17 protein-coding genes and 2 rRNA genes are annotated in these 19,395 nt (G+C 31.5%); 8 read left to right on the forward strand and 11 right to left on the reverse strand.

Annotated elements, in window-relative coordinates; genetic code table 11:
- From KW502_RS01680 to lon, 4 genes are all read left to right on the forward strand, one after another.
- A 23S ribosomal RNA gene (locus tag KW502_RS01680) occupies positions 1 to 116 on the forward strand; the annotation flags it as partial.
- A gap of 121 nt (positions 117 to 237) precedes the next feature.
- Positions 238 to 346: ribosomal RNA gene (rrf, locus tag KW502_RS01685) — 5S ribosomal RNA — on the forward strand.
- Between the two features lie 182 nt (positions 347 to 528).
- Positions 529 to 819, forward strand: coding sequence for a sugar transferase (locus KW502_RS15575; protein WP_219038800.1), 291 nt, complete (start codon positions 529 to 531; stop codon positions 817 to 819).
- A 313-nt stretch (positions 820 to 1,132) separates the two neighbouring features.
- A complete protein-coding gene (gene lon / locus KW502_RS01695) occupies positions 1,133 to 3,580 on the forward strand; it encodes an endopeptidase La (protein ID WP_219038801.1) in 2,448 nt (815 codons plus the stop codon).
- 61 nt (positions 3,581 to 3,641) lie between these two features.
- Here the strand turns inward: lon and KW502_RS01700 are convergent, their stop codons facing one another.
- Positions 3,642 to 5,051: a hypothetical protein gene (locus KW502_RS01700; RefSeq protein ID WP_219038802.1), complete on the reverse strand. Its 1,410-nt coding sequence runs from the start codon at positions 5,049 to 5,051 to the stop codon at positions 3,642 to 3,644.
- Between the two features lie 78 nt (positions 5,052 to 5,129).
- On the reverse strand, positions 5,130 to 6,563 hold the full coding sequence (locus KW502_RS01705; RefSeq protein ID WP_219038803.1) for an L-serine ammonia-lyase: 1,434 nt from the start codon (positions 6,561 to 6,563) through the stop codon (positions 5,130 to 5,132).
- A 309-nt stretch (positions 6,564 to 6,872) separates the two neighbouring features.
- On the opposite strand from KW502_RS01705, the gene dnaK reads away from it, so the two are divergent.
- Positions 6,873 to 8,789 (forward strand): molecular chaperone DnaK, encoded by a 1,917-nt coding sequence (dnaK, locus tag KW502_RS01710; RefSeq protein WP_219038804.1) that lies wholly within the window; start codon positions 6,873 to 6,875, stop codon positions 8,787 to 8,789.
- A 68-nt stretch (positions 8,790 to 8,857) separates the two neighbouring features.
- Here dnaK and KW502_RS01715 read toward each other — a convergent pair whose 3' ends face one another.
- The 8 genes from KW502_RS01715 to KW502_RS01750 all read right to left on the reverse strand — a co-directional run bounded on the left by KW502_RS01715 (position 8,858) and on the right by KW502_RS01750 (position 16,586).
- Complete coding sequence (locus tag KW502_RS01715; RefSeq protein WP_219038805.1) at positions 8,858 to 9,796, reverse strand: hydrogen peroxide-inducible genes activator; 939 nt, start codon at positions 9,794 to 9,796, stop codon at positions 8,858 to 8,860.
- A gap of 116 nt (positions 9,797 to 9,912) precedes the next feature.
- Positions 9,913 to 10,323, reverse strand: a complete 411-nt coding sequence (locus KW502_RS01720; protein ID WP_219038806.1) for a DUF2141 domain-containing protein — start codon at positions 10,321 to 10,323, stop codon at positions 9,913 to 9,915.
- A gap of 107 nt (positions 10,324 to 10,430) precedes the next feature.
- Positions 10,431 to 11,762: a DUF58 domain-containing protein gene (locus KW502_RS01725; protein ID WP_219038807.1), complete on the reverse strand. Its 1,332-nt coding sequence runs from the start codon at positions 11,760 to 11,762 to the stop codon at positions 10,431 to 10,433.
- A gap of 1 nt (position 11,763) precedes the next feature.
- Entirely contained in the window at positions 11,764 to 12,777 is a 1,014-nt protein-coding gene (locus KW502_RS01730; RefSeq protein WP_255554020.1) for an AAA family ATPase, read from the reverse strand.
- A gap of 41 nt (positions 12,778 to 12,818) precedes the next feature.
- Positions 12,819 to 14,015, reverse strand: coding sequence for a DUF4350 domain-containing protein (locus KW502_RS01735; RefSeq protein ID WP_219038809.1), 1,197 nt, complete (start codon positions 14,013 to 14,015; stop codon positions 12,819 to 12,821).
- Complete coding sequence (locus tag KW502_RS01740; protein WP_219038810.1) at positions 14,015 to 14,761, reverse strand: DUF4129 domain-containing protein; 747 nt, start codon at positions 14,759 to 14,761, stop codon at positions 14,015 to 14,017. Before KW502_RS01740 ends, KW502_RS01735 begins: the two co-directional genes overlap by 1 nt.
- Entirely contained in the window at positions 14,762 to 15,628 is an 867-nt protein-coding gene (locus KW502_RS01745; RefSeq protein WP_219038811.1) for a hypothetical protein, read from the reverse strand.
- Positions 15,621 to 16,586 (reverse strand): stage II sporulation protein M, encoded by a 966-nt coding sequence (locus KW502_RS01750; protein WP_219038812.1) that lies wholly within the window; start codon positions 16,584 to 16,586, stop codon positions 15,621 to 15,623. Before KW502_RS01750 ends, KW502_RS01745 begins: the two co-directional genes overlap by 8 nt.
- A gap of 36 nt (positions 16,587 to 16,622) precedes the next feature.
- Here KW502_RS01750 and KW502_RS01755 point away from each other — a divergent pair, with 36 nt between their 5' ends.
- Both KW502_RS01755 and KW502_RS01760 read left to right on the forward strand, forming a co-directional pair.
- Positions 16,623 to 17,336: an RDD family protein gene (locus tag KW502_RS01755; protein ID WP_219038813.1), complete on the forward strand. Its 714-nt coding sequence runs from the start codon at positions 16,623 to 16,625 to the stop codon at positions 17,334 to 17,336.
- The gene (locus tag KW502_RS01760; RefSeq protein WP_219038814.1) at positions 17,337 to 17,960 is read left to right on the forward strand and encodes a trimeric intracellular cation channel family protein; all 624 of its coding nucleotides are present in this window, start codon (positions 17,337 to 17,339) and stop codon (positions 17,958 to 17,960) included.
- Positions 17,961 to 17,962: 2 nt separating this feature from the next.
- On the opposite strand, the gene KW502_RS01765 is transcribed toward KW502_RS01760, so the two are convergent.
- Positions 17,963 to 18,721 (reverse strand): peptidylprolyl isomerase, encoded by a 759-nt coding sequence (locus KW502_RS01765; protein ID WP_219038815.1) that lies wholly within the window; start codon positions 18,719 to 18,721, stop codon positions 17,963 to 17,965.
- Between KW502_RS01765 and KW502_RS01770 the strand changes: the two genes are divergently transcribed.
- Positions 18,715 to 19,356: an NUDIX hydrolase gene (locus KW502_RS01770; RefSeq protein WP_219038816.1), complete on the forward strand. Its 642-nt coding sequence runs from the start codon at positions 18,715 to 18,717 to the stop codon at positions 19,354 to 19,356. The two genes, KW502_RS01765 and KW502_RS01770, sit on opposite strands and share 7 nt — an antisense overlap.
- Positions 19,357 to 19,395: the final 39 nt, after the last annotated feature.

A 19,395-nucleotide genomic window follows, 5' to 3' on the forward strand; every position in this document is an offset into this window, starting at 1 on the left:
CCACAAGATGAGATTTCTTTTAAGGGTCGTGAGAGACGATCACGTTGATAGGCTATAGGTGTAAAGGCAGTAATGTCATAGCCAAGTAGTACTAATAACCCGTATTGCTTATGCATAGTCCCCGACTTGTTCGGGGACTGAAACTTACCTAATCGATTTTATCTTATATTCAATGGTTCTTTATTTTTGTTTTTTGTATGTTAACTTATTAGAGTTTGGTAAATCAAACTGACAATTTAAGGTGGTTATAGCGACGGGGCTCACCTCTTCCCATTCCGAACAGAGAAGTTAAGCCCGTTAGCGCAGATGGTACTGCTTATTGTGGGAGAGTATGTCGCCGCCTTCTTTTAAACCCCTTCATCTTATCGATGAAGGGGTTTTTTTATATACACGATTTTTAAAATGTGAGAATAAGTCTATATATTAGAGCTACTTTTGTTATTTTTTGTGGACAAATAAAATATATATTCGATAGTGCGTATTATTTGATTATATTTATCCTGCGAGATTAAAATACCTATCCTCAAATTGTATTTAAAATTAATTAAGCCTGTTTTCGATTTTTTAATGGCATTATTCTTTCTGCTATGTATATTTCCAATTTTATTATTTTTAGCTTCAGTATTATTTATTCATATACTTGGATCACCTTTATTTTTTCAACAGCGAATAGGATGTAATGGTATACCATTTACAATTATTATATTTAAAACCTATACTCGTTTCGAGCAGAAAACTAGTTTAATTGAATTTTATAGAAACTATAAATTAGATGAACTTGAGCAATTAATAAATAATCTTAAAGGGGAAATGTCTTAAGGTTATCATCTAAAATCTAATAGTTAATTTTAATAAACTATTTTTTACATGTAAGTTTATAAATTAATTTTTTCAATACATATCTTCATATACAACTTGCACTATAAATTCGGTTCTATGAGGATAATTAGAAATATTTATTCCTAGAGGTATTGATTTCTATGAAACCAAAAGAGTAAATATCATCGTATTTATTTGGCACAGGAATTGGACTCTTAGTAGTTGAAGCTTTAAGTTCTTCAATTGAATAGATTATCAACGAAATTATACAATACTTGATGGTGATTCCTGTCAAGTTGACCAAAATACATTTATGAGTAAATCAAATTTTTTTAATATAGACAATTTGTCATTGCAAGGCGTTAATGAAGATGCGGAATTAATTCCGTTAATGACCCCTGAAGATGAAGAAGAAATTAATAGAGAAGAACTGCCATCTGTTTTACCAATTTTACCTTTAAAAAACACGGTTCTTTTTCCTGGAGTAGTAATTCCAATTACCGCTGGAAGAGATGCCTCAATAAAGCTAATTAATGAAGCAAATAACGGAGATAAAACTATTGGTGTAGTTGCTCAGAAAGATAGCACTGTAGAAAACCCTAATGCTGAAGATTTACACGAGTTAGGCGTTGTGGCTAGAATTTTAAGAGTTTTAAAAATGCCTGATGGTAATACTACTGTTATTATTCAAGGTAAAAAACGTTTTAAAATTAATGAAATGGTTGTAAGTGAACCATTTTTTAAAGCAACGGTAGAATCTGTTCCAGAAACAAAACCTACGACAGAAAATGAAGAATTTTCTGCAATTATAGAGTCTATTAAAGATTTATCACTTCAGATTATAAAAGATAGTCCTACTATTCCGTCAGAAGCTTCTTTTGCAATAAAAAATATTGAGAGTCATTCATTCTTAATTAATTTTATTTCTTCTAATATGAATTTATCTGTAGAAGAAAAACAAAATTTGCTTGAGAATGCAGATCTAAAAGAAAGGGCTTTAGCGACTTTAAAGTTTATGAATATGGAGTTTCAAAAATTAGAACTTCGTAATAATATTCAATCGAAAGTCCAAAGTGACATGAGTCAGCAACAACGTGAATATTTTCTTCATCAGCAATTAAAAACCATTCAAGAAGAATTGGGGGGTGTGTCTGATGAAGGAGAGATTGAAGATATGCGCAAGCGGGCTAAAAATAAAAAATGGAGTAAAACAATTTCGAAGCATTTTGATAAAGAATTATTTAAAATGCAACGAATGAATCCGCAAGTGGCTGAATATTCTATTCAGCGTAACTATTTAGATTTGTTCTTAGATTTACCTTGGAATAAATTTAGCAAAGATAAATTCGATTTAAAAAGAGCGCAAAAGATATTAGATCGTGATCATTACGGATTGGAAGAAGTGAAGCGCAGAATAATAGAATACTTAGCAGTACTTAAACTCCGTAATGATATGAAGTCTCCTATACTTTGTTTATACGGCCCTCCGGGAGTTGGTAAAACTTCGTTAGGGAAATCTATAGCAGAATCTTTAGGTAGAGAGTATGTAAGAATATCTTTAGGAGGTTTGCGTGACGAAGCAGAAATTAGAGGTCATCGTAAGACTTATATTGGTGCGATGCCAGGTAGAATTATTCAGAGTTTAAAGAAAGCAGGAACTAGTAATCCTGTATTTGTTTTAGATGAAATCGATAAATTGGGGAATAGTCACCAAGGAGATCCTTCTTCAGCTTTATTAGAAGTTTTAGATCCTGAGCAAAATAGCGAGTTTCATGATAACTTTTTAGAGCTAGGTTTCGATTTATCTAAAGTAATGTTTATTGCAACTTCAAACAGTCTTAATACCATACAACCAGCTTTAAGAGATCGTATGGAAATTATTAATATGACTGGCTATACAATTGAAGAAAAAGTAGAAATTGCAAAAAAACACTTGTTACCTAAACAAATTAAAGAGCACGGAGTTACCGCTAAAGATATTAAACTAGGGAAAGCTCAATTAGAAAAAATAATTGAAGGATATACACGAGAATCTGGAGTTCGTGGTTTAGAAAAACAATTAGCCAAGGTGGTAAGATATGCGGCTAAGAATATTGCCATGGAAGAAGAATATGACGTGAAAATTTCTACGGAAGATATTTTTAAAATACTAGGTCCTGCTCGTGAGTCTAATAAATATGAAAATAATGATGTTGCCGGTGTAGTTACTGGTTTGGCTTGGACAAGTGTTGGTGGAGATATTCTATTTATAGAATCTATTTTATCTAAAGGAAAAGGTAATTTAACCATTACTGGTAACCTTGGTAAAGTAATGAAAGAGTCTGCTACTATCGCTATGGAATATATCAAATCTAATGCAGAAGAATTTGGTATAAAAACAGAAATAATAGAGAAGTATAACGTTCATATTCACGTGCCAGAAGGAGCTACGCCAAAAGACGGACCAAGTGCTGGTATTACAATGCTTACTTCTTTAGTTTCTTTATTCACTCAAAAGAAAGTGAAAAAGAATTTAGCGATGACTGGTGAAATTACGCTAAGAGGTAAAGTATTACCCGTAGGAGGTATCAAAGAAAAAATACTCGCTGCAAAACGCGCAAAAATTAAAGAAATTATTCTTTGTGAAGAGAACAAAAAAGATATTGAAGAAATTAATGAGACCTATTTAAAAGGTCTTACCTTTCATTATGTAAGCGATATGAGCGATGTCCTTAAACATGCTATTACTAATGAGAATGTTAAAAATCATAAAGAATTGTAATCTTATAATTTCTAAATATAAAAAAGCCGCTGATTTTCAGCGGCTTTTTTAGTTGAATTATTTAATCTATGTTGAATGTTTTTATATAAAGTTTATTTTCATTTTTATTAGAATAAAACAATCGATAGGTAGTATTTAAAAAGCTTAAACTTGTATTTTCTATTTTAAGATTTTTCTCCATTTCTTCTATACGCTTTTTATATTTTTCTTCTTCTATAATAGGATATATAGTTTCAAATTTATTTTTTTGTTTGTCTATTTCTAAATTTTCATCTAAAATTAAAGTGTAAGAGTGATCTTTCTCATTATAGTATAAGTCGTCTATTTCTAAAGAAGTAATATTAGGACCAAAACTTCTTGGTACTTGATTCATCATTTGCGTATGCTGCATTTGCATTTGCCAGTGAAATTGCCATTGCATCCACCAAAAATCGTAATAGTGATAAGAATTTTTATTCACATAATCCATTCTTACAGCTAGTTTTCCATTTTTAGTCTCATTAATAGTGACAGTTGGTTTGTTTTTAGATTTTCTAGCATTATCTATAAAATCTTCAAGATCCTCTTTGTTTTTGGCTAAGTGAGATAAATTCTTTTTTAAAGAAAGGTTTTTTAATAAATTCTCTTTTTCAGCATTAAAAACATTTAATTGAATATCATCCTTACCAGAATTAATTACAAATAATTTATTGTTTTTAAAATATGAATTAGAATTTTTTAGCTTTTCCATTTCAGGAGTTTTAAAATTCATTAATTTAAAATGATTCTCTCCTTGCAAGTCAATAGCGATTAAACTAATGTTTTGATCTTTTTCATCTTCATTAAAAATAAGATTAATTTTATCGTCTTTGTAATACGCTTGAAAATTAGAAATAGATCCGTTTTTTACAAATTCTTCCGTATTAATAATTTGCAGTTTCGAATCAAATATGCGATCAAAACTATTTTCAAGATTAGAAGGAATCTTGAAATTTAATTCATTTATATTTTCTGAGTTTGAAACGCGAGTCACTTGAATATTTTTTTCTTTTTCATTTTTTTTTAAAAAAAGAGTTTCGTGAGCTTCAGTAATAATGTTTTTAGGTTTATCAGTATCTTCAATAATTTTTCGTTTTGAAGAAGTTCCATCCACAGCTAGATCATCAATAATTAATTGATCATTTTGATAATTAATTAGCGTTAGTTGATTACCTACAATATGAAAAGAAACCAACTCTGGTTCGTCTTTAAAAGATAGGGTGGAAAGTTTATTTACTTTCCCTTCTTTGTTCATAAAGAAGGGAATTAAATTGTATTCACTAGAATTTTTATTTTTTGCAACCGCTAAGTGCAAAGTCTTTTGGTTAGCAATTTTTAATGATAGTGTACTTTTTAATTTATAATATTTAGGTAGAGCGTAAGAAAACTCTTTTTCACTAGTTGAATTAAAAAAAGACACTAAGAAACTGATAATTAAAATTTTTATTTTCATATGAGTTGATTTTGCTCAAAAATAAAAATTAATTACATAAATAACTCTTATGTGTATTATTTGTTTTAGATATATTGATTAACAATCAGATAAACTTACTCTAACGGCTAAGCCGCCTTCAGAGGTTTCTTTATATTTGGCATGCATATCTTTTGCGGTATCCCACATCGTTTCAATAACTTTATCTAAAGGGACTTTTGCTTGGGAAGCATCTGTCTCTAAAGCAATTTCTGCGGCATTAATAGCTTTTATGGCTCCCATAGCATTACGTTCGATACATGGTATTTGAACCAAACCGGCTATAGGATCGCAGGTTAACCCTAAATGATGTTCCATGGCAATTTCACTAGCCATTAAAACTTGTTCAGGGGTTCCGCCTAATAATTCAGTTAAAGCACCAGCCGCCATGGCAGATGAGACTCCAATTTCTGCTTGACAACCGCCCATGGCTGCAGAAATAGTGGCTCCTTTTTTAAAGAGACTTCCTATTTCTCCAGCAACCAATAAAAATTGTTTTACGTGATCAAAATTGGCTTCGTGATTTTCGATAGTCATGTAATACATTAAAACCGCTGGTACAGTTCCTGCGCTACCATTGGTGGGAGCTGTAACTACACGTCCTAAAGATGCATTTACTTCATTTACACTTAATGCGTAACAACTTACCCATTTTAGAATTTGTCTAAATTTCACTTCTGTATTTCTAATTCCTTCTAGCCATTGCTGCGGATTATTGTATTTTACTTCGTCTATTAAGCGTTTATGCATGTTAAAAGCTCTTCGTTGTACTTTTAGACCGCCAGGCAAAATACCTTCTGTATGACAACCTATATACATTGATTCTAACATGATCTGCCAGATATCTTTTAAACCCTGCTCAATTTCTTCTTTATTTCTTAACGATTTTTCGTTTTCTAAAACAATTTCAGAGATTTTTTTATTTTCAGTTTTGCAGTAAGCGAGAAGCTCTGTAGCTTTTTCAGTAGGAAAAGGAAATTGTTCAAAATTTTCTATTTTCTTCTTGGCATTTTTTCTTTCTTTTTTCACTACAAAACCGCCACCTATAGAATAAAAACAGGAGCTTGTCTTTTTACCATTTTTTAATTTCGCTGAAAATTTTATACCGTTAGGGTGAAAATCTAAAAATTTTCTATTGAAAACTACCTGAGTTTTCGGGTCAAAATTTACGAGAATCTCTCTGTTAAAAAGTAATTTCTTTTCTTCTTTAATCGATTCTATTAAAGGTTCCATTTTAGTTAAATCCATAGTTACAGGGTCGTAACCACATAGACCTAAAATAGAAGCAATATCTGTAGCGTGCCCTTTACCTGTGAGCGAGAGCGAACCGTAGAGATCTACTTTAATTTCTTCAACTAAATTAAAATTGTTTTTCTTTTTTAATTCGGCAATCCAACGTTGGCCAGCACGCCAAGGTCCTAATGTATGCGAACTTGAAGGGCCAACTCCAATTTTAAGCATATCGAAAACGCTAATACACTCAATTTTCTTCATAAAAATCTTTTTAAACCAAAATGAATTATTCGCAAAGATGACAGAAATAATTGAGCTAACTATAAATTAGAATTTAAATATTGATAAATTTTTCAACAAAATTAAATTTGGTTGCTATAAAACAAAAGTCATTTTAAAAGTTTATGACTGGGAGATTTGTCAATTTTTAAAGATATTATTCCAAAACTGTGTCAATTTAATAACATGTTGAATAACTAAAATGACAACCTGTCATAAAAATTCTGGTGGCATAAAGATTGACTATTTGTTACCGAGTTTAAAAAATTGAAAAAAACTAAAAATATAATTATGAGTAAAATAATTGGTATAGACTTAGGGACTACCAACTCTTGTGTTTCTGTGATGGAAGGTAATGAGCCAACTGTAGTGCCTAATGCTGAGGGTAAAAGAACAACTCCTTCTGTGATTGCATTTGTAGAAGGAGGAGAAATTAAAGTTGGGGATCCTGCAAAACGTCAAGCAGTTACCAATCCAACAAAAACAATTGCTTCTATTAAAAGATTTATGGGAAATAAATTCTCAGAGTCTTCTAAAGAAGCAGGTAGAGTTGCTTACAATGTAGTAAAAGGTGATAACGATACTCCTCGTGTAGACATTGACGGTCGTTTATATACTCCACAAGAACTTTCTGCAATGATCCTTCAGAAAATGAAGAAAACTGCGGAAGACTATTTAGGTCAAGATGTAACAGAAGCTGTAATTACAGTACCTGCATATTTTAACGATTCTCAGCGTCAAGCAACTAAAGAAGCTGGTGAGATCGCTGGTCTTAAAGTAAGAAGAATTATTAACGAACCAACTGCAGCGGCTTTAGCTTACGGTTTAGATAAAAAAGGTCAAGACCAAAAAATCGTTGTATTTGATTTTGGTGGTGGTACGCATGATGTATCTATCTTAGAATTAGGTGATGGAGTCTTTGAAGTATTAGCTACAGATGGTGATACACACTTAGGTGGTGATGATGTAGATGAAACAATTATCGATTGGTTAGCTGAAGAGTTTATCAAAGATGAAGATATCGATCTAAGAAAAGACCCTATGGCACTTCAGCGTTTAAAAGAAGCTGCTGAAAAGGCTAAGATTGAATTATCTTCTTCAACTTCAACAGAAATTAATTTACCTTATGTTACAGCAACCGCTAGCGGACCAAAACACTTGGTAAGAACTTTTTCTAGATCTAAATTTGAGCAATTAATTGGAGATTTAGTAAAAAGAACAATCGCTCCTTGTGAGAAAGCATTAAAAGCTGCTGGTTTATCTAAGAGTGATATTGATGAAATTATTTTAGTAGGTGGTTCTACACGTATTCCTGCAGTACAAGAAGCTGTAGAGAGCTTTTTTGGTAAGAAACCAAGTAAAGGTGTAAACCCTGATGAAGTTGTATCTGTAGGTGCGGCTATTCAAGGTGGTGTATTAACTGGTGATGTAAAAGACGTTCTTTTATTAGATGTAACTCCACTTTCTTTAGGTATTGAAACTATGGGTGGTGTAAACACTAAATTAATTGAGTCTAACACCACAATCCCAACTAAAAAATCTCAGGTTTTCTCTACCGCAGCAGACAACCAGCCTTCAGTAGAAATTCACGTTTTGCAAGGTGAGCGTCCAATGGCAGCAGATAACAAAACGATTGGTAGATTTCACTTAGATGGTATTCCACCAGCACAAAGAGGTACTCCACAAATTGAAGTAACTTTTGATATTGATGCTAACGGAATTATTAAAGTAAGCGCTGAAGATAAAGCAACTGGTAAAAAACAAGATATTCGTATCGAAGCTTCTTCTGGATTAACAGAGGAAGAAATCGAAAAAATGAAATCTGAAGCAGAAGCAAATGCTGAAGCAGATAAAGAAGCTAAAGAAAAAGTTGAAAAACTTAACGAAGCTGATGCGATGATCTTCCAAACTGAAAAGCAATTGAAAGAATTTGGAGATAAACTTTCTGATGATAAGAAGAAACCAGTTGAAGATGCTTTAGAAGAATTGAAAAAAGCATACGAAACTAAAGAGTTAGAGAAAATTACTCCAGCTTTAGATAAGTTAAATGAAACTTGGAAATCTGTTTCTGAAGAGATGTATAAAGCTCAAGCTGAAGCACAACAAGCAGGAGGAGCCCAAGGTGGCGCACAACAAGGTGCTACTGGAAGTCAGCCTGAAGCTGATGGTGATAATATTGATGATGTAGATTACGAAGAAGTGAAGTAATTCGCTCTTATGATAAAACTTAAAAAGCCGCTTGAAAAAGCGGCTTTTTTTATGGATTAAATTGAAAATTATTTTTGTAGTGGACTCACAATTTTTACATTCTGAAACGCTACTGCTCCACGCACTACACCAGAAATAATATCTTGCAGCGCATCTATAATTTGCATTTTTAATTCGCTTTTATTGAAAATTAAACTCACCTCTCTAGCTGGTGAAGGTTCTTCAAACATTCTAAGGTTATTGTTTTCTTTTTCTGGCAAATCTAAGGTATGTAAATAGGGAAGAAGCGTCATTCCTAAACCTTCGTTAGCAAGTTTAATAAGGGTTTCAAAACTTCCGCTTTCCAATTGAAATGAAGAATGATCTGCATTTTTGTTGCTCTTGCAAATGTTTAGAATATTTTCTTTAAAGCAATGTCCATCTTCTAAAAGTAAAATATCATCAACATCTAATTCTTCAGGTTTTATTTTTTGTTGTTTTGATAAGCGGTGGCCTGGTGGTGTATAAGCAACAAAGGGCTCATAATAGAGAACTCGTTCTTTAATAGTTTCGTGTTCTAAAGGGGTCGCTGCAATTGCTGCATCTAAATGCCCATCTTCTAATTTCTCTATAATGGCCTCCGTATGTAATTCTTCAATTTTAAGTTTTACTTTAGGGTATTTTTTAATAAAGTTGGTTAGAAACATAGGTAATAATGTAGGCATAATCGTAGGGATAATTGCCAATCTAAATTCACCACCTATAAATCCTTTTTGTTGATCTACAATATCTTGAATACGATCACTTTCATTAACAATATTTCTAGCTTGAAAAACTATTTTTTTTCCAACTTCGGTCAGTTCAATAGGCTTTTTGCTACGGTCAAAAATTTGCACTTCTAACTCATCTTCTAACTTTTGTATTTGCATACTTAAGGTAGGTTGCGTTACAAATACTTTTTGTGCAGCTTTAGTGAAATTCTGATTTTCAGCAACGGCTAATACATAATGTAACTGTGTAATCGTCATACTATTTGTATTTTAGATACAAAGATATGACAACTATCAAATTAATCTATTAAAAAACTGTGAAATAAAAAGTCGGCTAATCAGCAGCCGACTTAAAATTAACAGTAAAAAAATGATTAAAACCGAATGGTAATTTCTTGATTTCCTTCTGTAAGTTCAAATTTAGCATCACCCCAAGTTGGAGGCCCGTAAAGTATAGGATTATTAGAAATTCCATAATCTTCTACTGGCATTCCATTAGCTTGAAAATCCATTTTCTGGTTAGCATTGGCATCATGAAAAGAACAAATACCATATTCACCTACAGGTACATCGTTAAAAATAATGGTTGCTTTACCATTTTTGATTTTCACTTGTTGCGAATAGGGAGGTTTCTTAGTTAAGAAGTTATTTTCTGTGTACAAACCGACCATAAGTTGTCCTTCATCGTTAGAAATATTTTCAACTTTAATGGTTAGGTTCGTAGTTTCTTGCGCAATTACAAATTCTCCAAGTGCAATCATTAAACAAATTAAAATAGCTTTCATATTATTAATGTTTATTGGTTATTAATAAAGCAAAGAAAGCTTATCTATTCTTTAGTATAAATTGATTGATTCTCAACTGTTAAATGAAGCAGATGAGTTGTAAACTTTTAAAGTAAACCTCTAGCTTTTACTTCTAAGTATTTATTAATGGTATTAATGGTGAGATTTTTAGGAGAAGTAAGAACGGTTTGTATGCCGTTGCGTTGCAATTCATTCACCATAATTTGCTTATCGTTTTTAAACTGTCTTGCTACACTTTGTTCGGTTATTTCAAATATATTTTGTGCCTCTTTTTCTATTAATTGTTCTAATTCAGTATTTTCAAAAAAAACAACTACTAACAAATGTTTACGGTTCAGGGCCTTTAAATAAGGAAGCTGTCTTTGTAATGAGGAGATATGCTCAAAATTAGTATACAGCATGAGCATACTTCTTTGGGTAATTTTTCTTTTGGTATAAGCATATAGGGTGCCAAAATCACTATCTAAAAACTTAGTATCTACACTATAAAGCGATTCTAGAATAGTTTGTAAATGTGTTTTTTTGCTCGAAGAAGCTAAGAATTTTTGTATTTTATTAGAAAAGGTTAATAAACCAACTTTGTCATTTTTTTTAAGTGCAATGTTGGAAAACGCTAAACTACTATTAATGGCATAGTCTACTAATTTTAAACCTTCAAATGGCATTTTCATCACTCGGCTGGTATCAATAAGTGAGTAAATGGGTTGAGATTTTTCATCTTGGTATTGGTTTACCATTAAATCTCTATGCTTGGCAGTGGCTTTCCAATTAATAGTTCTTATATCATCACCTAAAACATATTCTCTAATCTGCTCAAATTCCATAGTATGACCAATTTTTCTCACTTTTTTGAGTCCGGCCATATTCACTCTTCTATCCATAGCAAGAAAGTCGTATTTCTTCATTTGAATAAAAGAAGGGTAAACTTTTACCACTTGATCTTTATTGAATTTAAATCTTCTTTTAGTTAATTTTAAACCAAATTTCACAAAACAGTTTACACTTCCAAAAGTATAAATACCACGCTCTACTGGTCGTAATAAATAGGTAAATGAAGTTTTTTCTTTTGCTGAAATTGAAATTTTCTTTAAAAAATCTCTTTTTTGAAATTGAACAGGAATTTCATCAATAACTTCAATTTCGGTTTTAAAATTATACTTATTTTTTAGGGTAATTTCGACTTCATTTTCATCACTATTAGAAAACTTTTCAGCTAAAATTCGGTCTCCCATTAAACTATTGGTTTTAAAGAGCGCAATAATTTCTGTAAGAACAATGACCATAAAAACCAATACGATTAACCAAACATAGGAGTAAATAGGTTTAGCCCAATACGAAATAAGAAATAACGTAGCGATACCAAAGAGCGCATAAAAAAAACGCTCACTAAAATATAATGATTTAATTAGCTTGATCAAATTACCTTGGAATTTCGATAGATTTTACTATCATTTCAATCACATTTTCTGTACTCATTCCTTCCATTTCTTTATCGGGCGTTAAAATAATACGATGCCCTAATACGGGGTTGAGTGATTTTTGAACGTCTTCTGGAGTTACAAAATCTCTACCGTTAATGGCTGCAAAAGCTTTTGCTGCATTCATAATAGAAATAGAAGCTCTTGGAGAACCTCCTAAAAATAAGTGCGGATGGTTTCTAGTTTTGGTGACAATTTGAGCGATGTAATTAATGATTTTTTCTTCAATCACAATCTCATGAATCTGTTTTCTATAGTTTTTTAGCAAATCTGGGGTGATTACTGCTTCAAGAATATCTATAGGTTTTCTTTGTTTACGTTCGTGATGTGATTGTAAAATTAGAACTTCTTCTTCTAAAGAAGGATAGTCTACTTTTATTTTAAAAATAAAACGGTCTAACTGGGCTTCTGGCAAGGCGTAAGTTCCTTCTTGCTCAACAGGGTTTTGTGTGGCTAATACCATAAAAGGAGGTGCCATTTTATGTTCTTTTCCATCGATAGTTACCTGTCGCTCTTCCATGACTTCAAAAAGCGCAGCCTGAGTTTTTGCAGGAGCTCGGTTAATTTCATCTATTAAAATAATGTTAGAGAAAATAGGACCTGGTTTAAATTCAAACTCAGAAGAATTAGCATTTAAAATAGATGTTCCTAATACATCACTTGGCATTAAATCTGGTGTGAATTGAATTCTACTAAATTCGGTTTCTATAGATTTAGCAAATAATTTTGCAGTAACTGTTTTGGCGATTCCTGGGACACCTTCAATTAAAACGTGACCATCGGCTAGAAGCCCAACAATTAGAAGTTCTATAAAGTCTTTTTGCCCAATAATTACCTTTGATAAATTGTGCTTTAATTTTTCTACCGCTGCTTTTAATTCATCTAAAGGAATACGATTATTAAAATTAATAGCTTCATTTTCTTCTGGAGATGAAGTGTTTTCTATAGTTTGCATAGGCTGATCTTGCGATAGATTTTTTTCTTGATCATTATCCATTATATGTTCTTTTTAAATTCAATTATTAAGCGGTTAAGCTCTTCGATATTTTTTTTGGTGAAGCTAGGTTTTACTTCTATTTTTTTAATTTTAGTAAACAACTCATCAATTTCGCTAGCCGAAACTTCTGTTTGTTGTTTTAAAAGTGCTCGGTAATTTTTTTGTTCTTTAACGTTAACTTTAAATTCTCTATAAATAAATATAAAAAATTGATCTCTAATTTTTCTTGCAATAGTTCGGTAATCTTTCTGGTCTAAATACATACCAGCAATGGTTTGAGTATATTCGTAAGTTTGATTTCTCAAGGGTTTAATTACAGGTATACTTTTTTGTTTTCGTTTTCCTTCAAAAAAAATGAATAGAACAACAGCTATTATTACAAAATAATAGGCCCACTTAAAATATCTATTTCCTAAAAGAATGTAAAGCGGAGAGGTACGAATAATTTTACCATTTTTGTAATGATTGTCCCAATAGATAGGTTTTTGCGTATCTATGTAGGCTAAGAATTTTTCAGCATATTCTTGGTTGTTTTCTTGTAGAAGAAAGAAATTAGAAAAAGTTTGAGGAGAGGTGTGAAGTAAAAACTTTCCTTTGCCAAATTTATTTTCTATAAAATTGGTGAGACTGTCTTTGGGTTTAGAAGTATCATCTTTTAGTCTTCCAAACCCTAAAACTTTTTGTTTTGAGCCCTTAAGAGAATCAAAATAAAAAAAGGTTTGGTCTCTATTTAACTCGTAATAATTATTATTTTTTAATTTTTTGTTAGCGAAATTGTATTGCGGTAGATTATTGAGTCCGTTTTTTTTAATCTTTTCAGCAGTAGTAATTTTTAAGGTATCTAATAAAGAATAGCTTATGTAATCTGCAGAAACAACGGCAGTATTGCCTTTTTCTACCCACGTTAATAGGCGTTTTATTTCTATTTTATCTAAACCAACAGCGTCATTTAAAAAGAAATAAGTTCCGGTTTTGGTAGAGTCTGCTAAAAACTCAAATGGCGGAATATTTACATTGTTTACTTCAAAATTTTCTTGAAGTTGCTCATAAAAAACATAAGTGCCAAACGGAATTTTATCTGTTCTAGAATAACTAGGAAACCAATTAACGGGATCTTTTTGGTTAGCTTCTAAAAAAACCAGAGCGGCTAATAGAAATAGCAACGTGCCAAGTATTATTTTATAACTTCTACCCATTAGTTAAGTTGATTTTTAATGGCAGAAAAATCTTTTGCTGCAATGTTATAATCATTTTTAGAAATGGTAAAATCTCCATACCAAACAAAGTCGTACCATTTGGTAATTTTTTCAAACTGAAGATGAAGTGATTTCGATTCTATTTCAGCTAAATAATCGTGATTTGTTTTTTGAAATTGATAATCAATAATCTCTTTATTCTTTAATTCTCGCAATACTAATAAATAAGAATAGCGAATGGCTAAGCGGTATTGTTGGTTTTGCAATGCCTCTTCAATAAGTTGATTAATATCTTCGGTGTAAATAATTTTTTCTTCTTCAGATAAAAATACTTCTCCGCTTTTCGGATTGTTTTTATAAGTTCCTGCAGGATTTAATTTAATAAATAGATAGACTACAAAACAAAGCACCACAAATAGAATGATATACGGTAGGTTTTCTATAAGAAATGCCAATAAGCCTTGGGCTTTAAAATCTCCTAAAAGCCATTGCCAAAATTCACTCCAAATATTAGCTAACCAACGTTTAAATTGCGTCCACCATGAAACTTGCGATGAGATTTCACTGTAATCAAAATCACTATTTTTTTTATAATCTTCTAGCTGAGTTTTACTAAAAGAAACTGGAGTAAGGTTTTGAGTTTGATCATACTCAAAATTTTGTTTCACCAAGGTATCTTCTTGAGCAAATGATAGCCGACTAATGAAAGCGAAAATAAAAATGATAGTGAGTTGAAAAAATCTCATTTACTCTTCTTTTCCTAAATTATCAATTTCTTCGTATGCTCCTGTATGATTTTTTTCTTCATTTAAATTGAAGTAAATAAACGCTACACAAATTGCTAAAATACCGTAAATAACATAAGAAATAGCGCTACCAACAACAGTAAGAATTAAATATACCCAGTCAAAAAAAGCATTTGGGTCTGAATATGAGCCTTCTTGAACGACTGTCATGGTTTTTACAATGGTATAAATTAATGCAGGGATTTGAAAAATCATGCTAATAAGGTAGACGATAATAAACATTAAAAAGAGTGTGAAAAATGTAATCCACCAGTTGTTTTTAATCAAATTAAAAGTATGAGAAATGGTCTCAGAAAAATTTAATTCGTCAAACGTTCTAATGCTATATACCAAAGAAAGCGGAACGGCTAAATAAATACCGGGAAGAAAACAAAACATAGTACCTATAGAAATCATAATGGTAATACCAAAGCCTAAACCTAGATAAGAAGACCAGTTTTTACTCATTCCTTCGCTTACTTCATCAATGCTAATATTACCGTCATTTTTAATGTATGAGCGAATGCATTGCTGTATCGTTCCGTACATAAAAGCTTGATAAGCTATAGAAGATAGCATTAAAAATAAAAAGCTAAGTACCATATTAAAACCTAAATTAAAACCACTTAAGCTATTAGAGAAAAGTGAACTCCCAACGGTGGTATAATTATAATAACCTAAAGCAAAAAGCTGTAATAAAAATACAGGGCCTGTAAATTTTACTAATGCTTTTAATAGCGGTTTGTAATTTTCTCTTGTAAACTTAAAAGTGTCACTTAAAATATCACCTAGTTCTCTTTCTTTTTTGAAGGGAATAAATTTATGCATGTTTGTTCTTTAATTTATGTAAATGTATTGGGTAATAAACGTAATAAAATAATATGAAAGCCAAAGATAAGCTTATTATTAACACAGCTATCACATCAGGCATTTCTGTATGCCGAGTAATAAAACCTTCTAAAAAACCTGCAACAATAAAAAGAGGAACCGTGCTTAAGACTACTTTTAATCCTGCTTTTACTCCGTTTACAAAAGACTCCATTCTACTGTAAGTGCCAGGGAATAAAATGCCTTTACCTAAAATTAAGCCAGCAGAAGCTGCTACAATAATGACAGATATTTCTATGGTGCCATGAATCCAGATGGTTCTTACAGACTCCCATAACAATCCTTTTTCATAAAAGAAATATTGAAAGCTTCCTAGCATAACCGCATTTTTCATCGTGATAAAAATTGTACCAATACCAAAAAAAATGCCTAAAACATAAGCAAAAAGTCCTACTTTAATATTGTTTACGGTAATGCCTAAAAACATATTCATTTCTCCCATTTCTTTGTAAACCTTCATGGGGTCATTATTCTTTATATTTTCTAAGGTCATATTTACATAAGCATCACCCATAATTATTCTCACAAAACTTTGATCTGTGCTGGCAGAATGCCAACCTACAATGGCAAAGAGCACAAAGCAAAGAAAAGCTATGAGTAATTGCTTTTGGTAGTGATAAAATTCTAGAGGAAATTCTTTCGTAAAAAAGCTAACTAGACGGTTTCTAGACTCAGGTTTGCTTTTATAAATTTTTTGATGAGCTCTAGCAGATAAATTATTAAGGTAATTTAAGGTATTGCTATTAGGGTAAAAAGTTTGGGCATAACTTAAGTGGTCTGTCACTTCTAAATAGAGTGAAGATAATTCTTCAGGAGGAATATTTATATTATTTTGAATAACGCTTTCAAATTTATTCCATTTATTCTTATTTTGCTTAACAAATGCAGCTTCACGCATAATTCTTGAAGATTGGATTTCAAAGAAACATATTAAATGGATAATTTTCAAATAGAAACAGCTCAAAATGTTTCCATCAATCAAAATATCGCCAATTTAGGTGATCGCGTACTAGCTTTTATCGTAGATGTACTAGTGATCGCTGCATATATGATCTTAATCTCTATTTTGTTAAGTTTTCTTTCTTTAGGAAGTAGAGAACAATGGATTTATATGCTTTTAGTAGGTTTACCTCCGTTTTTATATCCTGTGCTTAGCGAAACTTTTTTTAATGGTAGATCTTTAGGGAAAGCATTATTAAGAATTAGAGTTGTAAAATTAGACGGATCGAAAGCGGCTTTTTCTAATTTTGCCATTCGCTGGTTGTTAGGTTTAATTGAATTAGCAATGACTAGTGGAGCTTTAGCATTAGTGGTTTATTTATTTAATGGAAGAGGACAGCGTTTAGGCGATATTGCCGCAAAAACCACAGTAATATCTGAAAAGCAACGTGTTTTTTTACATCAAACCTTAAATGTAGAGGTAGCAGAAGATTATCTGCCAGAATATCCTCAAGTCACAATTTTTAACGACAATGAGATACAAACCATTAAAAATTTATTTCAGAAAGCAAAAAGAGAAAGTAATCATGCCATCATCTTATCTTTATCTAAAAAAGCAAGCCAAATGATGGAAGTTACTCCCCAAGAAAAACCTATTCAGTTTGTCGAAAAAATTATTTCAGACTATAATTATTACACCCAACAGTAGATGGATTATTATTTAGTTATAGATATTTTAGGAGTAATAGCCTTTTCCATTTCTGGAGTTTTATCTTCAATGAAAAAGAAAATGGATCCCTTCGGAATTTTAATTATTGCTTTTGTAACCTCTGTAGGTGGTGGTACATTAAGAGATATTTTAATAGGTTTTCCTGTAGCTTGGATGAGAAACCTTACATATGTTCACGTAATTTTAATCACTACTATTTTTGCTATTATTTTTAGAAAAAAGCTCGTTTTTTTAAGGCGATCATTATTTCTATTTGATACGGTTGGGATTGGTTTGTATACTGTAATTGGAGTAGAAAAGGGGCTTTCTGCAGAATTTCCTCCTATAATTTGTATTGCCATAGGAACGATGACTGCTTGTTTTGGTGGAGTGTTACGAGATATTTTATGTAATGAGATTCCGTTATTGTTTAGAACTAAAGAAATTTATGCCACTGCTTGTATGCTCGGAGGAATTACCTATTTTATTTTATTAAAATTTAACTTAAGCTCAGAGCTGGTGTTTACCATTTCTGGAGCTGTGGTGATTATTGTAAGGTCTTTAGCGGTATATTTTGATATAAGATTACCCTCAGTCTATTTAAGCCATGATCATCATCCCTAATGTTAGTAGACTACAACGCTATCAATCAAAATGTTTTTAATTGGCCATTCGCTCTCATCTGTTTTTACTTTCGCCATTTTATCGACCACATTCATTCCTTTAGTAACTTCTCCAAATATGGTGTGGTCATTATCTAGATGGTGAGCACCACGTTTTCCTTGAACAATAAAAAATTCGAAAGGAGAAGAAGCTTTACTAACATTCTGTTCTGCATATTTAGCCGCAGAAAAAGCTCCGCGGTGATGTTGATGGGAAGATGAAAATTCACTAGGTATTAAATAATCACCAATTGCTGCTCTAACTTTTTGAGTAGAAATATTATCGCTATTACCACCTTGTACTACAAAATTGTCAAGCACACGATGAAAAAAAGTCGTACTAAAATATCCGGTTTTAGCTAATCTAATAAAGTTAGCACGGTGCAATGGTGTGTCTTTATATAATTTTACGTGTATTTCTCCAAAACTACTATAAATAATTACACGATCTTCGAGATTATCTTTTCCATATTCAGTTAAAAAAGGAATTAGTTGTTCTTGTTTTACTGTCGTAATCTCATTAATATCTACGCTAGTTTTACTCCCGTCTTTTGGAATATGTATAGAATTGATAATACTATCTTGTCTAGCAATTTTTGCTTTTTCTTCAAGTTCTTGTTGACTTTTTTTAGAACTCTTATTGCTTTTAGTATCTTCACAACTAGCAAGACTAAAAATTGCAATCACACTAATAATACTTATTAATTTTGAAAGGTATGACATTTTCAGAATTTAAAAATTCGATTTCAAAAATAGAAAATTTTGAGGTTTTAGGAGAGAAAGCACACCTACAAATGTCTCCTAAATTTAGAGCGTTAGAATTAAATAAACTAGATATTGCTGCTAGAAACCCTAAGGAAGCAGGAGTAATGGCATTATTTTATCCTAATGCATTTAATGAAACCTGTCTCATCCTTATACTTCGAAAAACTTATAAAGGGGTACATTCTGCTCAAATAGGTTTTCCAGGAGGAAGAAAAGAAAAGATAGATAGAGATCTAGAAGAAACTGCATTGCGAGAAACGTATGAAGAGGTGGGGGTGAAGCCTGAAGAGATAGAAGTGAAAAAGAAGTTAACTAAAATATACATACCACCTTCTAATTTTTGGGTGCAACCTTTTTTAGGAATAGCTCATTATACTCCAAATTTTAAAAAGCAAGAAAGTGAGGTCGAAGAGATTTTAGAAGTTAAATTGAGTGATTTTTTAGCAGAAGAAAGTTTAATAGAAGAAACACTATCAACCTCTTACGCTAAAAATGTAAACGTGCCAGCTTTTAATTTAAATAATCAGATTGTATGGGGTGCTACTGGAATGATGCTAAATGAGGTAAAAGCACTTTTAAAAGAAATGTTATAAGTCAGCTAATTTATTATATTTGGAGGTTCTAATAAAAAT

This window comes from Mesonia aestuariivivens, assembly GCF_019311235.1.
In the GTDB taxonomy this organism is placed as follows: Bacteria; Bacteroidota; Bacteroidia; order Flavobacteriales; family Flavobacteriaceae; genus Mesonia; species Mesonia aestuariivivens.

Excerpts from the sequence above, each read along its gene's own strand:
- KW502_RS01705 (WP_219038803.1), bottom strand. The coding sequence starts at position 6,563 with ATGAAGAAAATTGAGTGTATTAGCGTTTTCGATATGCTTAAAATTGGA.
- KW502_RS01770 (WP_219038816.1), top strand. The coding sequence starts at position 18,715 with ATGACATTTTCAGAATTTAAAAATTCGATTTCAAAAATAGAAAATTTT.
- KW502_RS01730 (WP_255554020.1), bottom strand. The coding sequence starts at position 12,777 with ATGCAAACTATAGAAAACACTTCATCTCCAGAAGAAAATGAAGCTATT.
- KW502_RS01740 (WP_219038810.1), bottom strand. The coding sequence starts at position 14,761 with ATGAGATTTTTTCAACTCACTATCATTTTTATTTTCGCTTTCATTAGT.
- lon (WP_219038801.1), top strand. The coding sequence starts at position 1,133 with ATGAGTAAATCAAATTTTTTTAATATAGACAATTTGTCATTGCAAGGC.
- dnaK (WP_219038804.1), top strand. The coding sequence starts at position 6,873 with ATGAGTAAAATAATTGGTATAGACTTAGGGACTACCAACTCTTGTGTT.
- KW502_RS01765 (WP_219038815.1), bottom strand. The coding sequence starts at position 18,721 with ATGTCATACCTTTCAAAATTAATAAGTATTATTAGTGTGATTGCAATT.
- KW502_RS01735 (WP_219038809.1), bottom strand. The coding sequence starts at position 14,015 with ATGGGTAGAAGTTATAAAATAATACTTGGCACGTTGCTATTTCTATTA.
- KW502_RS01720 (WP_219038806.1), bottom strand. The coding sequence starts at position 10,323 with ATGAAAGCTATTTTAATTTGTTTAATGATTGCACTTGGAGAATTTGTA.
- KW502_RS01700 (WP_219038802.1), bottom strand. The coding sequence starts at position 5,051 with ATGAAAATAAAAATTTTAATTATCAGTTTCTTAGTGTCTTTTTTTAAT.
- KW502_RS01715 (WP_219038805.1), bottom strand. The coding sequence starts at position 9,796 with ATGACGATTACACAGTTACATTATGTATTAGCCGTTGCTGAAAATCAG.
- KW502_RS01755 (WP_219038813.1), top strand. The coding sequence starts at position 16,623 with ATGGATAATTTTCAAATAGAAACAGCTCAAAATGTTTCCATCAATCAA.
- KW502_RS01745 (WP_219038811.1), bottom strand. The coding sequence starts at position 15,628 with ATGCATAAATTTATTCCCTTCAAAAAAGAAAGAGAACTAGGTGATATT.
- KW502_RS01760 (WP_219038814.1), top strand. The coding sequence starts at position 17,337 with ATGGATTATTATTTAGTTATAGATATTTTAGGAGTAATAGCCTTTTCC.
- KW502_RS01750 (WP_219038812.1), bottom strand. The coding sequence starts at position 16,586 with ATGCGTGAAGCTGCATTTGTTAAGCAAAATAAGAATAAATGGAATAAA.